General features: G+C 67.4%; 18 protein-coding genes. 8 read left to right on the top strand and 10 right to left on the bottom strand.

Annotated elements, in window-relative coordinates; all coding sequences use genetic code 11:
• Window positions 1–133 precede the first annotated feature (133 nt).
• Entirely contained in the window at window positions 134–760 is a 627-nt protein-coding gene (locus tag P0M04_RS17965; protein WP_259447723.1) for a glutathione S-transferase family protein, read from the bottom strand.
• A 166-nt stretch (window positions 761–926) separates the two neighbouring features.
• Here P0M04_RS17965 and P0M04_RS17960 point away from each other — a divergent pair, with 166 nt between their 5' ends.
• Genes P0M04_RS17960 through P0M04_RS17945 form a run of 4 tightly spaced genes read left to right on the top strand, consistent with a single transcriptional unit; the run spans window position 927 to window position 3218 of the window.
• On the top strand, window positions 927–1496 hold the full coding sequence (locus P0M04_RS17960; protein ID WP_056136992.1) for an RNA polymerase sigma factor: 570 nt from the start codon (window positions 927–929) through the stop codon (window positions 1494–1496).
• Window positions 1493–1912, top strand: a complete 420-nt coding sequence (locus P0M04_RS17955) for a DUF3619 family protein (RefSeq protein WP_259447724.1) — start codon at window positions 1493–1495, stop codon at window positions 1910–1912. The genes P0M04_RS17960 and P0M04_RS17955 overlap by 4 nt, the downstream gene beginning before the upstream one ends.
• A 3-nt stretch (window positions 1913–1915) precedes the next feature.
• A complete protein-coding gene (locus P0M04_RS17950; RefSeq protein ID WP_259447725.1) occupies window positions 1916–2683 on the top strand; it encodes a DUF3106 domain-containing protein in 768 nt (255 codons plus the stop codon).
• A gap of 10 nt (window positions 2684–2693) precedes the next feature.
• The gene (locus P0M04_RS17945) at window positions 2694–3218 is read left to right on the top strand and encodes an RDD family protein (RefSeq protein ID WP_259447726.1); all 525 of its coding nucleotides are present in this window, start codon (window positions 2694–2696) and stop codon (window positions 3216–3218) included.
• On the opposite strand, the gene P0M04_RS17940 is transcribed toward P0M04_RS17945, so the two are convergent.
• The gene (locus P0M04_RS17940) at window positions 3219–3710 is read right to left on the bottom strand and encodes a thioredoxin family protein (RefSeq protein ID WP_259447727.1); all 492 of its coding nucleotides are present in this window, start codon (window positions 3708–3710) and stop codon (window positions 3219–3221) included. It abuts the gene before it with no gap.
• A gap of 9 nt (window positions 3711–3719) precedes the next feature.
• A complete protein-coding gene (locus P0M04_RS17935) occupies window positions 3720–4412 on the bottom strand; it encodes a cytochrome c biogenesis CcdA family protein (RefSeq protein WP_259447728.1) in 693 nt (230 codons plus the stop codon).
• A gap of 174 nt (window positions 4413–4586) precedes the next feature.
• Here P0M04_RS17935 and P0M04_RS17930 point away from each other — a divergent pair, with 174 nt between their 5' ends.
• Together P0M04_RS17930 and P0M04_RS17925 are read left to right on the top strand one after the other, a co-directional pair.
• Entirely contained in the window at window positions 4587–5330 is a 744-nt protein-coding gene (locus P0M04_RS17930) for a response regulator (protein ID WP_259447729.1), read from the top strand.
• Entirely contained in the window at window positions 5327–6625 is a 1299-nt protein-coding gene (locus P0M04_RS17925; RefSeq protein WP_259447730.1) for an ATP-binding protein, read from the top strand. Before P0M04_RS17930 ends, P0M04_RS17925 begins: the two co-directional genes overlap by 4 nt.
• A gap of 8 nt (window positions 6626–6633) precedes the next feature.
• Here the strand turns inward: P0M04_RS17925 and maiA are convergent, their stop codons facing one another.
• Window positions 6634–7269 carry a maleylacetoacetate isomerase gene (gene maiA / locus P0M04_RS17920; RefSeq protein ID WP_259447731.1) on the bottom strand — a complete coding sequence of 212 codons (636 nt, stop codon included), beginning with the start codon at window positions 7267–7269 and terminating at the stop codon, window positions 6634–6636.
• A gap of 117 nt (window positions 7270–7386) precedes the next feature.
• Here maiA and P0M04_RS17915 point away from each other — a divergent pair, with 117 nt between their 5' ends.
• Complete coding sequence (locus tag P0M04_RS17915; protein WP_259447732.1) at window positions 7387–7857, top strand: MarR family winged helix-turn-helix transcriptional regulator; 471 nt, start codon at window positions 7387–7389, stop codon at window positions 7855–7857.
• Between the two features lie 3 nt (window positions 7858–7860).
• Here the strand turns inward: P0M04_RS17915 and P0M04_RS17910 are convergent, their stop codons facing one another.
• Window positions 7861–8466 carry a TetR/AcrR family transcriptional regulator gene (locus P0M04_RS17910; protein ID WP_259447733.1) on the bottom strand — a complete coding sequence of 202 codons (606 nt, stop codon included), beginning with the start codon at window positions 8464–8466 and terminating at the stop codon, window positions 7861–7863.
• A gap of 83 nt (window positions 8467–8549) precedes the next feature.
• On the opposite strand from P0M04_RS17910, the gene P0M04_RS17905 reads away from it, so the two are divergent.
• Window positions 8550–9287 (top strand): 3-oxoacyl-ACP reductase family protein, encoded by a 738-nt coding sequence (locus P0M04_RS17905; protein WP_259447734.1) that lies wholly within the window; start codon window positions 8550–8552, stop codon window positions 9285–9287.
• A gap of 5 nt (window positions 9288–9292) precedes the next feature.
• Here P0M04_RS17905 and P0M04_RS17900 read toward each other — a convergent pair whose 3' ends face one another.
• The 5 genes from P0M04_RS17900 to iscX are packed head-to-tail and all read right to left on the bottom strand — an operon-like array spanning window position 9293 to window position 13040.
• Window positions 9293–10243 carry a gliding motility protein GldB-related protein gene (locus P0M04_RS17900; protein WP_259447735.1) on the bottom strand — a complete coding sequence of 317 codons (951 nt, stop codon included), beginning with the start codon at window positions 10241–10243 and terminating at the stop codon, window positions 9293–9295.
• Entirely contained in the window at window positions 10243–10953 is a 711-nt protein-coding gene (locus tag P0M04_RS17895; protein ID WP_259447736.1) for an RNA pseudouridine synthase, read from the bottom strand. The genes P0M04_RS17900 and P0M04_RS17895 overlap by 1 nt, the downstream gene beginning before the upstream one ends.
• Entirely contained in the window at window positions 10950–11987 is a 1038-nt protein-coding gene (gene ltaE, locus P0M04_RS17890) for a low-specificity L-threonine aldolase (RefSeq protein ID WP_259447737.1), read from the bottom strand. Before ltaE ends, P0M04_RS17895 begins: the two co-directional genes overlap by 4 nt.
• A complete protein-coding gene (locus P0M04_RS17885) occupies window positions 11984–12859 on the bottom strand; it encodes a class I SAM-dependent methyltransferase (RefSeq protein ID WP_259447738.1) in 876 nt (291 codons plus the stop codon). The genes ltaE and P0M04_RS17885 overlap by 4 nt, the downstream gene beginning before the upstream one ends.
• Entirely contained in the window at window positions 12846–13040 is a 195-nt protein-coding gene (gene iscX / locus P0M04_RS17880; RefSeq protein ID WP_036230754.1) for a Fe-S cluster assembly protein IscX, read from the bottom strand. The genes P0M04_RS17885 and iscX overlap by 14 nt, the downstream gene beginning before the upstream one ends.
• Window positions 13041–13054: the final 14 nt, after the last annotated feature.

The following is a 13054-nucleotide window of genomic DNA, read 5'->3' as shown; positions in this document are numbered from 1 at the left end:
CTACATTGTGAAAGCGCGTCATGCCGAGATTGACGTTGTGTGACAAGCTGGCTTGACAATAAGCTTCGGGGGTGCAAAGCGTTCTATACCTTACTGCGTTGCACCATTCTGGTCAAGATAAATAATTATTTTTTCAAGCGATTTCGTCGGGCAACCACGCCCTGGCGGCGGGCCGGGCTTCCAGCCGCGCCATCCAGGCCGCGATGGCGGGATAGTCGGGGCGCTCGCTCATCGGCGTCTTGCGCCAGCGGTGTGCCGACAGGCCGAGCACGATGTCGGCCAGCGAGAACGCCCCGCCCGCCACGTAGTCGCCGGCCGTTTCCAGGTGCCGTTCGAGCAGGCCCATCTGGCGATTCCAGCCGGCGATGCCTGCGGCGATCTGCACCGGATCCTGGTGCGCGGGACTGTTGCGTACCAGGCCCATGAACGCGTAGCGCCACGCATTGTTCAATTCCGTCGCCTGCCAGTCCATCCACTGCTCCACCTTCGCGCGGGCCACCGCATCGCCCGGCAGCAGGCGCCCGTCGCCATAACGCGTGGCCAGGTAGCGGCTGATCGTGTTCGACTCCCACAGCACGACATCCCCGTCGACCAGCACCGGCACCATCGCGTTCGGGTTCAGCGCGAGGAACTCCGGTTCCTGCGTGGAGCGGAAGCCGCTGCCCCAGTCTTCCCGTTCGAACGGGATGTCGAGTTCCGTAGCGGTCCACAACACCTTGCGGACGTTGATCGAGCTTGCCTTTCCGAGGATGCGCATCACGCCTGTCTCCTGCACAATGTTAATCCGACCATTCTAGAGTCAATAAGGGAAGACCGCACACGCCACCCTGCCTGTTTCGGGTGCGGTCATCCGTAAATTTTGCTAGCATTCGAAAGTTTTCCGAAAAGCCACAGGCAACGTACCGGTGGCGTCCACCACATATCGCATGGCCACTGATAAAGAACTCAACGACTTCCTCGAGAGTGTCGAGCGGCGCGCCTTCAAGCAGGCGGCGTACGCGGTCCGCAAGGACGAGGCAGCGCTCGACATCGTTCAGGACGCCATGATCAAGCTGGCGGAGAAGTACGGCGACAAGCCCCTGGCCGAATTGCCGATGCTCTTCCAGCGCATCCTGCAGAACACCATCCTCGATTACTTCCGCCGCGAAAAGGTCCGGAACACCTGGATCAGCCTCTTCGGAGGCCTCGGCCGCCGGGACGACGACGACGAGGATTTTGATATACTTGCATCTTATGAGGCCGAGGAAGGAACGTCCGCCGCGGAGTCGAGCGCGGATCAGGTCGAACGCGCGGAAACGCTGCGCCTGATCGAGGAAGAGATACAAAAACTCCCGGCGCGTCAACGGGAAGCGTTCCTCATGCGTTACTGGCAGGACATGGATGTGGCCGAGACGGCCCAAGCGATGGGATGCTCCGAGGGCAGTGTAAAAACGCATTGTTCTCGCGCTACGCATTCCCTGCAGAAAGCCCTGGAGGCCAAGGGAATTAAATTATGAACACCGACGACATCAACCTGGCGTACAAGATTCGCCATGCCCTGAACGACAACCTCGACAACCTGCCGGCCTCGACGACGGACCGCCTGGCCGCCGCGCGCGCGGCCGCGCTCGCCCGCAAGAAGGCGGACGCACCGGTCCGCGCGAAGCAGCAGCGTGCGTCGTTCGACCTGGGCGCGCTGTTCTCGATGCAGTGGGTGGCGCGCGCCGCCGTCGTCGCGCCGCTGCTGCTGATGGCGGCCGGCATGGTCGGCGTGTACCAGTACGAAACCCAGCAGCGCGCCGCCGAGCTGGCCGAGCTGGATGCGGCCGTGCTGTCCGACGACCTGCCCCTGACCGCCTACACCGACCACGGCTTCAACGCTTACCTGGCCCAACAGCAGCAAGCACAGCAACAGCCGCAGCGAGCCCAGTAAAGGATGACGGCTAACAAGCTCAAGGTTGCCGGCGCCGCCGCCGCCGTCGTGCTCGTTGGCGCGGCCGCCCTGACCGTCCATCAGCAAGGCGGTTTCCTTCCCGCATCGGGCCCGGCCACGCGCGACGCGGCCGACGCCGCCCCCGCCACCTCCACCCAGCCCGCCAAAACGGCCACCGGCAGCCACAAGGGCGGCGACAAGCCCCTGTGGCGCAGCCTGACGCCGGCCCAGCAGGTGGCCCTGCAGCCGCTGCAGGCCGAATGGGACCAGATGGACGGCGTGCGCAAGCAGAAATGGCTGCAGCTCGCGAACCGCTTCGCGACCCTGAAACCGGAAGAGCAGCAGCGCGTGCACGAACGCATGCGCGCCTGGGTCAAGCTGACGCCCGAGCAGCGCGAGCTGGCGCGCGAAACCTATACGCGCACCCGCAAGATCGCCCCGAAGCAAAAGAACGCGACGTGGGAAACCTACCAGCAACTGCCGGAAGACCAGAAGAAGAAACTGGCCGCCTCGGCCACGGCCCGCAAGACGCCGCGCGTCGTGCCGTCCCAGGCCAACGGCAAGGTCGTCGCACCGCTGGGCCAGGGCGCGACGTCGTGCCCGGCCGGCATGATCAGGAACGCCGTCTCGGCCGCGCCGCCGTGCGTGACGCCGCCACCACCCGCGCCGGTCCAGCCCGCACCGGTGCAGCCCCCCGCCAATCCCCAGCCCGCACCGGAGCCGGAAAAGCAAGTACCGGCCAACTGGGGTATCACGCCCAACAACGCCTGAACGGATCGCCATGCATGAAACGCCGAGCATCAAACGCCGCCTGATCACGATGGTCTACGAGACCTTCCTGCTGCTGGCGGTGGAGATGCTGGCGGTGGCGCTGTTCCTCGTCGTGACACTTAATAACCACGCCCCCTTCTTCCAGTACGCGATGAAGGTCTGGCTGTTCGTCGTCACCGGCGCGTATTTCGTCTGGGGCTGGACCAACAGCGGCCACACGCTCGCCATGAAGACGTGGCGCATGCAGGTCGTCACGACCGGCGGCGCGCGCCTGCCGCTGACGACGGCCATCGTGCGCTACCTGCTGGCCTGGGGCTGGTTCCTGCCTGCCCTCCTCGCCTGCACGGCGCTCGGCCTGAAGGACAGGACCCAGATCGGCGCGACGATCGCCGTGGGCGTGCTGGCGTGGGGCCTCACGGCCTTCCTCGACCGCGACCGCCAGTTCCTGCACGACCGCCTGGCCGGCACGCGCCTCGTGCTGCTGCCGAAGCCGGCGAAGGCCGGCGCCCCCGCCGCGCCCGCCGAAGCGTCGTAATCACGGCTGCGCCAGCAGCTTGCGGATCGTCGCCTCGGTCTGCGCATAATCCCCTTCGCCGAAGTGCGTGTAGACGACTTCGCCCTTCTTGTCGACGAGGTAGAACGCGGGCCAGAACTGGTTGTTGTACGCGCTCCAGGTGGCATACCGGTTGTCCTGCGCGACCGGGAACGTAATCCCGTTGCGCTGCACGGCGGTTTTCACGTTGTTCAGGTTGCGCTCGAACCCGTATTCCGGCGTGTGCACGCCGACGACGACGAGCCCCTGGTCCTTGTACTTCTGGTGCCACCCTTTCACATACGGCAGCACGTGCTGGCAGTTGATGCAGTCATACGTCCAGAAATCCACGAGCACCACCTTGCCGCGCAGCTGCTGCATGCTCAAAGGCGCGCTGTTGATCCAGTTGTCGATGCCCGCGAATTCCGGTGCGGGGGCGGCTTGTGCGCCAGCGGCGACGAAGGCAGCGGCAGCGATGAGGAAACGGATTTTCATGTGAACTCCTTACAGGGTTGGGAAGATGGACGGGACATGGGCGGCGATCTGCGTATCGACCTGGAACCAGATCGCGGCTGCGCTGGCCAGCACGAGCACCCCGAACGCGCGCTGCAGGGCCACGGCATGACGGGCCACGCCGCGCACGCGCTGGACGATGGCCTGGCCGCCGTGGATCAGCGCCAGCATCGGCAGCGCGGCGCCGAGCGCATACAGGCCGACGAGTTGCACGGCCTTCGTCGGATCGTGCGCCTGCACGACGAGCGCGAGAATCGAGGCGAGCACGGGGCCGGCACACGGCGTCCACACGGCGCCCAGCGACAGGCCGAGCACGAACGCGCCGCTCGGCTTCGGCACCGCATCGCCCCCGCGCAGCTTCGCCCACAGCGGGCGGATGGTATCGACGAGCAGGTCCCACGGCCGCGACCAGATCCTCAGCAGGCCCGATAAGCCCAGCAGCACGATCGCGACGTTGCGCAGGGTCTCCTGCGCCAGCTGCGCGGCGCTCGACACGGCGCCCAGCGCCAGCGCGAACCCGGAGAACGACAGCACGAAGCCGGCCACGATCAGCAGCGGCCGGCGGCGGCTGGACTGCTCCACGGTCGCGCCGAGTAAAAACGGCAGCACGGGCAGCACGCACGGGGACGCCACCGTGGCCAGGCCGGCCAGCAGGGCAAGGGGGGATTCGATCGGGTTGGTCATGGCAGCCTCCTGTGTTTTGCGAGACTCCATTGGACCCCCGCGACATGTGCGCGATGTGTCCGCAACCTCCCATTTTTGTCAGGCCATGTGTCCTGTCCAGCCCCCGACACATTCGGACATAATGACGCCGCGACGTCGCGCTACAGTAGCCCTGCAACCACCGAAGGAGAACTTATGAACGAGACCGATCACGTCCTGGTCGTCGACGACGACCGCGGCATCCGCGAACTGGTCGGCGCGTATCTGGAAAAGCAGGGCCTGCGCGTCACCCTGGCCGCCAACGGCCGCGAGATGAGAAACGCGCTGATGCACGCGACGCCCGACCTGATCCTGCTCGACCTCATGATGCCCGGCGAGGACGGCCTCACCTTGTGCCGCGAACTGCGCGCGGGGAAGCACCGCGCGGTCCCGATCGTGATGCTGACGGCGCGCGACGACGAGACCGACCGCGTCGTCGGCCTGGAACTCGGCGCCGACGACTACGTGCCGAAGCCGTTCGCCGTGCGCGAACTGCTGGCCCGCATCCGCGCCGTCCTGCGCCGCACGCGCATGCTGCCGCCGAACCTGCAAGTGACGGAAGCCGCGAAACTGATCGCGTTCGGCGACTGGCGCCTCGACACGGTCGGCCGTCACCTGCTCGACGAGAGCGGCGTCGAAGTCGCGATGAGCGGCGCGGAATACCGCCTGCTGCGCGTGTTCCTCGACCACCCGCAGCGCGTGCTGTCGCGCGACCAGCTGATGGGCCTCACGCACGGCAACGACGCGGAATTCTTCGACCGCTCGATCGACCTGCTCGTGAGCCGACTGCGCCAGCGCCTGGGCGACGGCGCGCGCGAGCCCCGCTACATCAAGACCCTGCGCAACGAGGGCTATGTGTTCTCGGCCGAGGTGACGATATTGGAAGGCAAGACGATATGAAGCCCTGGTGGCCGCGCAGCCTGTATGCGCGCCTGGCGCTGATCCTGTTCGCGGGCCTCGCGCTGGCGCAGGGCCTGTCCGTCGCGCTGACGTTCACGGAACGCGACCAGGCGACGACGAACCTGATGATGGGGTATGTGGAACGCGAGGTGGCAAGCTCCGTCGCCCTGCTCGACCTGCTGCCGGCGGCCGAGCGCCCGGCATGGCTGCCGCGTCTCGCACGGCGCAGCTACCGCTTCATCCTCGGCCCGGGCGAAACGGCGGGCGCGATGCCGGACGAGAAGCTGTCGGCGCAGATCGCGCACTCGATCGAACAAGGCATCGGCCGCAGCTATCCCCTGTCCGTGAACGGCCTCGGGAACGAGGGCCGCATGCAGGTGCACCTGCGCCTGTCGGATGGCTCCCCGTTGACCATCGACGTGCAGCCGATGCACGGCGTCCCGCTGTCGCCGTGGCTGCCGTACGTGCTGGCCGCGCAACTGGCGATCCTCGCCGCGTGCTGCTGGTTCGCGGTGCGCCAGGCCGTGGGGCCGCTGCGCGTGCTGGCCGAGGCGGCCGATGCGCTCGGGCCGGACCTGCGCCCCGTCGAACTGCCGGAACGCGGCCCGTCCGAAGTCCTGCGCTCGGCGCGCGCGTTCAACGCCATGCAGAAACGCATCGCCGCGTACGTGGACGAGCGCGTGCGCATCCTGGCCGCCATCTCGCACGACCTGCAGACGCCGATCACCCGCATGCGCCTGCGCGTGGACATGATGGACGACGAAGCCCAGCAGCCGAAACTGCGCGCCGACCTCGACGAGTTGCAGGGCCTCGTCAAGGACGGCATCGGCTACGCGCGCGCGATGCACGGCGCACGGGAACCAGCGCGCGCCGTCGACCTCGACGCCCAGCTCGACAGCCTCGTGCTGGACTACCGCGACGCGGGCAGCGCCGTGAACCTCGAAGGCCGCATCGGTTCGCCGGTGCAGACGCGCCCCAAGGCGCTGCGCCGGATCATCGGCAACCTTGTCGACAACGCGCTGCGCTACGGCGGCGGCGCCGACATCGTCGCCGGGCGGGACAGCCAGGGCGCGGTCCTCATCCGCGTGCTCGACAACGGTCCCGGCATCCCCGCCGAGCAGCTGGAAGCCGTGTTCGAACCGTTCTTCCGGCTGGAAGCGTCGCGCAACCGGGATACGGGCGGCACGGGCCTCGGCCTGGCTATCGCGCGCCAGCTGGCGGGAAGTCTCGGCGGGACGCTCACCCTGCACAACCGGCCGGAGGGCGGGCTCGAGGCGCGCCTTACCCTGCCCTGAGTTGCGCGTTACCTCTGTGCGTTATCCCTGAACGCGGGGATGTCGGCCAACCGCGCGGCGATCGCCTCCACGTGCGGCCAGCGCGCCAGCGGCAGGCCCGCGCGCGCCGCGTTCAACGCCTGCGGGAACAGGAAGACGTCCGCCAGGCCCGGCGCATCGCCCGCACAGAAGCGGCTGGGCGTCACGGCATGGCGGCGCGCCAGCAGCGCCTCCAGCGCATCGATCCCCTCTTCCGTCCAGTGACGGCGCCACGCGGGCGCGGTCGTCCCGTCGAAGCCCGGCATGGTCGCGAGATGGTTCGCAACACGCGGCGTCACCAGCGCATGCGTCTCGGCCAGCACGGCCAGCACGAACGCGCGCACCCAGGCGCGCGTCGCCGGATCCGCCGGCAGCAGCGGCGCCTGCGGGTAGACCTCGTCCAGGTATTCGACGATGGCCAGCGATTGCGTCAGCAGCACGCCGTCGTCCGTCAGCAGCGCGGGCACGAGGCCTTGCGGATTCACGTCCCGGTAGGCCGGCCGGCGGTTCTCCGCGCCCGCGCCCACGATCTCGACGGGGATGCGGTCGACTTGCAGACCCTTCAGCGCGAGGGCGATACGCACCCGCGCGGCGGCGGACGAGATGGCGGCGTCGTACAGTTTCATCCTTGGCTCCGCTATCGACATAAAGATTATTGAGATAAGTATTTCCACAAAGTCTAGCAGCGCGATTCCCGAATTTCAAGTACGATAATCGTTATCACGATAATTTTCTGGACAATCATGCCTGACGACAACGACACCCGTGCCAAAGCGGCCCGCATGGCGGACTTCATGTGCTTTGCGATCTACTCGACCAATCTCGCGTATTCGCGCGTGTACAAGCCCGTGCTGGACGCGCTGGGCCTCACCTACCCGCAATACCTGGCGATCATCGCGCTGTGGGAGCAGGACCAGTTGACCGTCAAAGCCTTGAGCGAAAAACTGTTCCTGGAGCCGAGCACGGTCACGCCGATGCTCAAGCGGCTGGAAGCGATGGGCTATGTGCGCCGCGAACGCGACAAGGAAGACGAGCGCAACGTCCGCATCTCCCTCACGGACGCGGGCCGCGCGCTGCGCGAAAAGGGGCTGGGATTCGGCAAGCAGACGGTCGCCGCGTCCGGCCTCAGCCCGGAAGAATTCCCGCTGCTGCAAAAGGCCATCGTGCAGTTGCGCGACAACCTGATCGACGCGGCGGGCAAGACGGAAGCCTGACGCTCAGACCTCCGCGACGGGCGTCGCGCGCGCCTTGAGTGCGGCGATGACGAAATCGACCGTCGCGCCGAGTTGCGCCGCGTCGGCGCCCGCTTTCGCGCTGATGCGCATGCCGCGGATGGCCGTGTGGATGAAATGCGCGGCCGCGGCCGGATCGAGGCCGGGCGCCAGCTCGCCCGCCTGGCGCGCGCGTGTGAGGACCTCCGCGAAGATGTCTTCCGTGACCCGCTGCGACCGTTCAATGAGCGCCTGCACGTCAGCATCCCCTTGGCCGAATTCCGCCACTGCATTGACGCTGAGGCAGCCGCGCGCACGCAGGGCCGCGTCCGCGCCGGCGATTTCGCGCAGGAACGCCTCGAGCGCGGCCAGCGGCGACGGTCCGGCCGCGAGACGGCGCCTCAGCGCCGCGCCGCCCGTGTCCGTGTAATGCGTGAGCGCGGCGAGATACAGCTGTTTCTTGTCGCCGAACGTGTCGTACATGCTCTGGCGGCCGATGCCCATCGCGCGCAGCAGGTCGTCCGTGGACGTCGCCTCGTACCCCTGCTCCCAGAATACCCGCACCGCCGCATCGAGCGCCGCGGCCGGTTCGAATACCTTCGTTCTTGCCATGTTTTTTAATCTTGACTAGTCAGTCCAGAATGGAAGTATAATCGATTCTCCATTTTGGACCAATCAGTCAAGAAAGGCTCACCATGACTTCCCTCACCGGCAAGATCGCATTCGTCACCGGCGGTTCGCGCGGCATCGGCGCCGCCATCGTCCGCCGCCTCGCTTCCGATGGCGCTACCGTCGCCTTTACCTACGTCAATGCGGAAGATCGGGCACGCCAGCTGGCGGCCGATATCGACGCGGCAGGCGGCCACGCCCTGCCCCTGCGCGCGGACAGCGCCGACGCGCAGGCACTGCAGCAGGCCATCGCGGGCGTGGCGGCGCGGCTCGGCCGCATCGACATCCTCGTCAACAGCGCGGGCATCCTCGTCCACAAGGACCTCGGCGAAACAACGCTGGAGGACTACGACCGCATCGCGGCCGTCAACGTGCGCGCGCTGTTCGTCGCCACGCAGGCGGCCGCGCCGCACATGCGAGAAGGCGGACGCATCGTGAACATCGGGAGCATGGTGGCGGACCGCGCGGGCAGCCCCGGCGTGGCGCTGTACGCGATGAGCAAGGCCGCCGTGGCCGGCCTCACGCGCGGGCTCGCGCGCGACCTCGGGCCGCGCGGCATCACGGTGAACAATGTGCAGCCGGGGCCGACGGAGACGGAGATCGTCGCGGACGAAGGCGTGCGCGCCTACCTGCGCTCGCAGATCCCGGTGGGACGAATGGGGCAGGACGCCGAGATCGCCGGGCTGGTCGCTTACCTCGTCGGGAACGAGGCGGGATATGTCAACGGTGCGTCGTTGACGATCGATGGCGGGTTCGTGGCCTGAACGGCTTACAGGCCGTAGCCGCTGGCCTCGAGGATCGCCGCGGGATCGCGCAATTCGATGAGTTCACGGATCGCGGCGCGCTTGTCGGATGCGCGCGCCACATAAGCTTCCGCGATGCGCATGCCGACCCAGTACCCGGCCTCGCACGGCCAGCCCTCGGGCGCGGATCCGCAGTTCACGAACCAGCGCCGGAAATGCGGGCTGGCGATCAGCTTGTTCACGTCGTCGCGGCTGCCTTTCAGCGCCTGGCGATCCTGCTGGAACGCCTGCCACAGCCTGGCTTCCTGCGGACGTGCCCACGCATCGCGGTCCTGATGCGGAATCGCGCCCGTGACCAGCGTCGCGAGATAGTCCGCGCCGCCTTCCCTCAACGCTTGGCTCAGCAGGAGATCGGCCAGTGCGGCCGGCGTCTCCTCGTCCTGCCACGTGTGCACCGTTTCGTGTGCAAAGAAGCCCCGCATCGCGGTGCGGAACTGCTCGGGCGTCGTCCCGGGCGGACAGATCACCTCCAGGCCGAGCACTTGCCTGTCGTTGCTGGCGGTGCCGCCCGAGTTGCCGGCACCGAAGACGACGTCGATGGCGGGCAGCGGACGTTCCGGCAGCAGGCCGGCAAACCCGAGATAGATCGCGCGCAGGTCGCTACGCAGGGCCGGCACCTGCGGCAGGCATGCACGGATCGCGTACCGGTACACATCGGGTTTGTTGGCGACCGCCTTGGCCAGGTGCTGAGCGTCGCGGATCCGTCCCGGCGTGAAGACCTTCACGCCCGGCCCCGCCCCGTCCAGGTAACCGCGCTGCAGCGCAGCGGCCGTCGGCACGGCGCCATCCTTCATCAGATCGGCGAAGCGTTGCGCGTCGTGCGCATCGATGTCGGCCGTCAGCGGGTCGACGCCGGCGGCCAGCACGGCGCCGGTCCACAATGCCAGCAGGGGCAGACAGCGCCGGATGAACTTCATCAGAACCGCTCGGTCTCGAGCAGATACCGCCAGCGCCCGGCCGGCAACTGGCCCAGCGACACGCGCCCGATGCGCAGCCGGCGCAGCGATGTCACGCTCAAGCCGACCGCGGCACACATCGCGGCAACCTGCCCCGGGCGGACGTCCTTCCCGGCCAGGCGCAGCCGCGCCTCGCTTTGCCAGCTCGCCTTCAGCGGCACCGTCGCCCTGCCCTGCACGCGCATGCTCGCGTTCAGGCGAGACAAGCCATCGTCGGCGATCGCGCCCGTCACTTCGGCCACATATTCCTGTTCGATGCGGGCGGCATCCTCCACCAGCTTGCGCGTCACGCGCCAGTCCTGGCTCAGCACCAGCAGGCCGCTCGCTTCCGGTTCCAGCGGCGTGACGATGGTCAACCGCGCCAGGTGCCGGCGCAGAAAGCGTGCGTTGGGAGACGCGGCCAGCGTCGCGGGTTCGATGAGGGCCAGCGCACCGGCCGCGTCGACACCGGCCGGCTTGTGCAGCAGGATCGTCACCGGCACCGGTTCGACGGGTTCCGCGCCCGGCAGCAGCGCGACAACCTCCGCGGTCGTCACGCGCGTGGCGGGATCTTCGGCGACGGCACCGTCGACGGTCACCCAGCCACCCGCGATGTAGCGTTCGGCTTCGGCGCGCGAGCACGGCACGATTTCGGCCACGCGCTTGGCGAGGCGGATACCTTCGTCGTTCATTGTTTGTTCCAGTCGAGGAAGAATGCTTCGAACGCAGCGATGGTTTTCTTCACATCCGCGGCCGTCACATCGAGGTGCGTGACGAGGCGCGTGTGCGGGCCGATCGATGCACGGATGCCCTGGCGCGCCAGGGCTTCATGCAGCGGCGCGCACGCGGCTTCCGGGATCTCGACGTAGAAGATGTTCGTCTGCGGCGTCGTCACCTTCAGCGGCTCGATGCGTGCGAGGCCGGCGGACAGGTCGGCCGCGTTTTGATGATCCTCGGCGAGGCGCTCGACGTTGTGCGCCAGCGCGTAATGCGCCGCGGCCGCGATGACGCCGGCTTGCCGCATGCCGCCGCCCAGCATCTTGCGCCAGCGCTTGCCCTGCTCGATGAAGGCCCTGGGGCCCAGCAGCACGGAACCGACCGGCGCGCCGAGACCCTTCGACAGGCACACGGACACGGTGTCGAATCCGGCCGCCGCGTCGCGCAGCGGGATGCCCTGCCTGACGGCCGCGTTGCAGACGCGGGCGCCGTCCAGGTGCGTGACGAGGCCCTTCGCATGCGCGAAGTCCGTCGCGGCCTTCACGTAATCGCGCGGGAGCACGCGGCCGCCGATCGTGTTTTCCAGCGCCAGCACGCGGGTGCGCGCAAAGTGCATGTCGTCCGGCTTGATGTACGCGGCGATGTCGGAGATCGCGATCGAGCCGTCCGGCTGGTTGGCGATCGGCTGCGGCTGGATCGAACCCAGCACCGCGGCACCACCGCCTTCGTACTTGTACGTGTGCGCTTCCTGGCCGACGAGGTATTCGTCGCCGCGGCCGCAATGCGTCATCAGCGCGATGAGGTTCGTCTGCGTGCCGCTCGGCGCGAACAGGCCCGCTTCGAAGCCGAACAGCTCGGCCGCGAAGTCCTGCAGGCGGTTCACGGTGGGGTCGTCGGCATAGACATCGTCGCCGACGGGCGCCGCCGCCATCGCCGCGCGCATGGCGGCGGACGGTTGGGTGACGGTGTCGCTGCGCAGGTCGATCCAGCGGTCGTGGTGGTCGCTCATGGCGTTGGCTCGCTTGTAGTTGCCTCGGTATAGAAACGCGATGAGAGTTCCCCGAGGCCGACTTCGGCCAGCACCTGCTGCAGGCGCTCGGCCGGCCGGCGGCGCGGCAGGTTTTTATACGTGGCGACGATCAGCTCGTTCTTCATCGAGTGTTCCCAGCCCACCAGCTCCGTGACGGTGACCTGGTAGCCGTGCGCCTCCAGCTGCAGGCAGCGCAGCACATTGGTGATCTGGCTGCCGAATTCGCGCGTGTGGATCGGGTGGCGCCAGATCTCCGTGAGCGCGCTGCGGCCCAGGTCCTTGCCTTTATTCTTGCGCAGCACGGACGCCACTTCGGCCTGGCAGCACGGCACGAGCACGATGTGCTTCGCGTGCTTCTTCAGCGCGAAATCGATGGCGTCGTCCGTCGCCGTATTACAGGCGTGAAGCGCCGTCACCACGTCGATCGTGGCCGGCAGCTTGTCGGACTCGGTGGACTCCGCGACGGACAGGTTCAGGAACGACATGCCCGGGAAGCCGAGGCTTGCCGCCAGCTCCGTCGATTTCTGAACGAGTTCTTCGCGCGTCTCGATGCCGTAGATATGGCCGCTGTTTTCCCGTCCTTTGAAGAACAGGTCGTACAGGATGAAGCCGAGGTAGGACTTGCCGGCGCCGTGGTCGACGACGGTCGCACCTTCCCCGACGTCCTTCAGCAGCGGCTCGATGAACTGCACGAGGTGGTAGACCTGCTTCAGTTTGCGGCGGCTGTCCTGGTTCAGTTTGCCGTCGCGCGTGAGGATGTGCAGTTCCTTCAGCAGTTCGATCGACTGGCCCGGCTTGATTTCCGGGGCCAGTTGATAAATCGTCGGGGCTTCTTTTTTAGCGGGCTTCATCTATCCAGGCTGCCTGTATGGCTTCGAGTACGCGTTCGCCGCCGCGCGTGCGGTCGTCGTCGAAGCCGTCCAGCGCGACGACCCAGTTATGCAGGTCGACGAAACGCACGGTGGCCGGATCGACGTCCGGGTGCTGTTCGTACAAGGCCTCGGCGATGGCCGTGACATCGGTCCACTTCATGTGTCCCCCGTCGT

The organism is Telluria mixta, from assembly GCF_029223865.1.
Lineage (GTDB): Bacteria > Pseudomonadota > Gammaproteobacteria > Burkholderiales > Burkholderiaceae_D > Telluria > Telluria mixta.
The sequence above is the reverse complement of the archived record's forward strand: the minus strand, read 5'-3'. Positions and strand labels throughout refer to the sequence as shown.

What these genes read in the sequence shown, in the direction of transcription:
- P0M04_RS17955 (WP_259447724.1), top strand. Translation starts at nt 1,493, where the DNA reads ATGAACACCGACGACATCAACCTGGCGTACAAGATTCGCCATGCCCTG.
- P0M04_RS17935 (WP_259447728.1), bottom strand. Translation starts at nt 4,412, where the DNA reads ATGACCAACCCGATCGAATCCCCCCTTGCCCTGCTGGCCGGCCTGGCC.
- P0M04_RS17915 (WP_259447732.1), top strand. Translation starts at nt 7,387, where the DNA reads ATGCCTGACGACAACGACACCCGTGCCAAAGCGGCCCGCATGGCGGAC.
- P0M04_RS17925 (WP_259447730.1), top strand. Translation starts at nt 5,327, where the DNA reads ATGAAGCCCTGGTGGCCGCGCAGCCTGTATGCGCGCCTGGCGCTGATC.
- P0M04_RS17905 (WP_259447734.1), top strand. Translation starts at nt 8,550, where the DNA reads ATGACTTCCCTCACCGGCAAGATCGCATTCGTCACCGGCGGTTCGCGC.
- P0M04_RS17910 (WP_259447733.1), bottom strand. Translation starts at nt 8,466, where the DNA reads ATGGCAAGAACGAAGGTATTCGAACCGGCCGCGGCGCTCGATGCGGCG.
- ltaE (WP_259447737.1), bottom strand. Translation starts at nt 11,987, where the DNA reads ATGAGCGACCACCACGACCGCTGGATCGACCTGCGCAGCGACACCGTC.
- P0M04_RS17895 (WP_259447736.1), bottom strand. Translation starts at nt 10,953, where the DNA reads ATGAACGACGAAGGTATCCGCCTCGCCAAGCGCGTGGCCGAAATCGTG.
- maiA (WP_259447731.1), bottom strand. Translation starts at nt 7,269, where the DNA reads ATGAAACTGTACGACGCCGCCATCTCGTCCGCCGCCGCGCGGGTGCGT.
- P0M04_RS17930 (WP_259447729.1), top strand. Translation starts at nt 4,587, where the DNA reads ATGAACGAGACCGATCACGTCCTGGTCGTCGACGACGACCGCGGCATC.
- P0M04_RS17945 (WP_259447726.1), top strand. Translation starts at nt 2,694, where the DNA reads ATGCATGAAACGCCGAGCATCAAACGCCGCCTGATCACGATGGTCTAC.
- P0M04_RS17960 (WP_056136992.1), top strand. Translation starts at nt 927, where the DNA reads ATGGCCACTGATAAAGAACTCAACGACTTCCTCGAGAGTGTCGAGCGG.
- P0M04_RS17885 (WP_259447738.1), bottom strand. Translation starts at nt 12,859, where the DNA reads ATGAAGCCCGCTAAAAAAGAAGCCCCGACGATTTATCAACTGGCCCCG.
- P0M04_RS17940 (WP_259447727.1), bottom strand. Translation starts at nt 3,710, where the DNA reads ATGAAAATCCGTTTCCTCATCGCTGCCGCTGCCTTCGTCGCCGCTGGC.
- P0M04_RS17900 (WP_259447735.1), bottom strand. Translation starts at nt 10,243, where the DNA reads ATGAAGTTCATCCGGCGCTGTCTGCCCCTGCTGGCATTGTGGACCGGC.
- P0M04_RS17950 (WP_259447725.1), top strand. Translation starts at nt 1,916, where the DNA reads ATGACGGCTAACAAGCTCAAGGTTGCCGGCGCCGCCGCCGCCGTCGTG.
- iscX (WP_036230754.1), bottom strand. Translation starts at nt 13,040, where the DNA reads ATGAAGTGGACCGATGTCACGGCCATCGCCGAGGCCTTGTACGAACAG.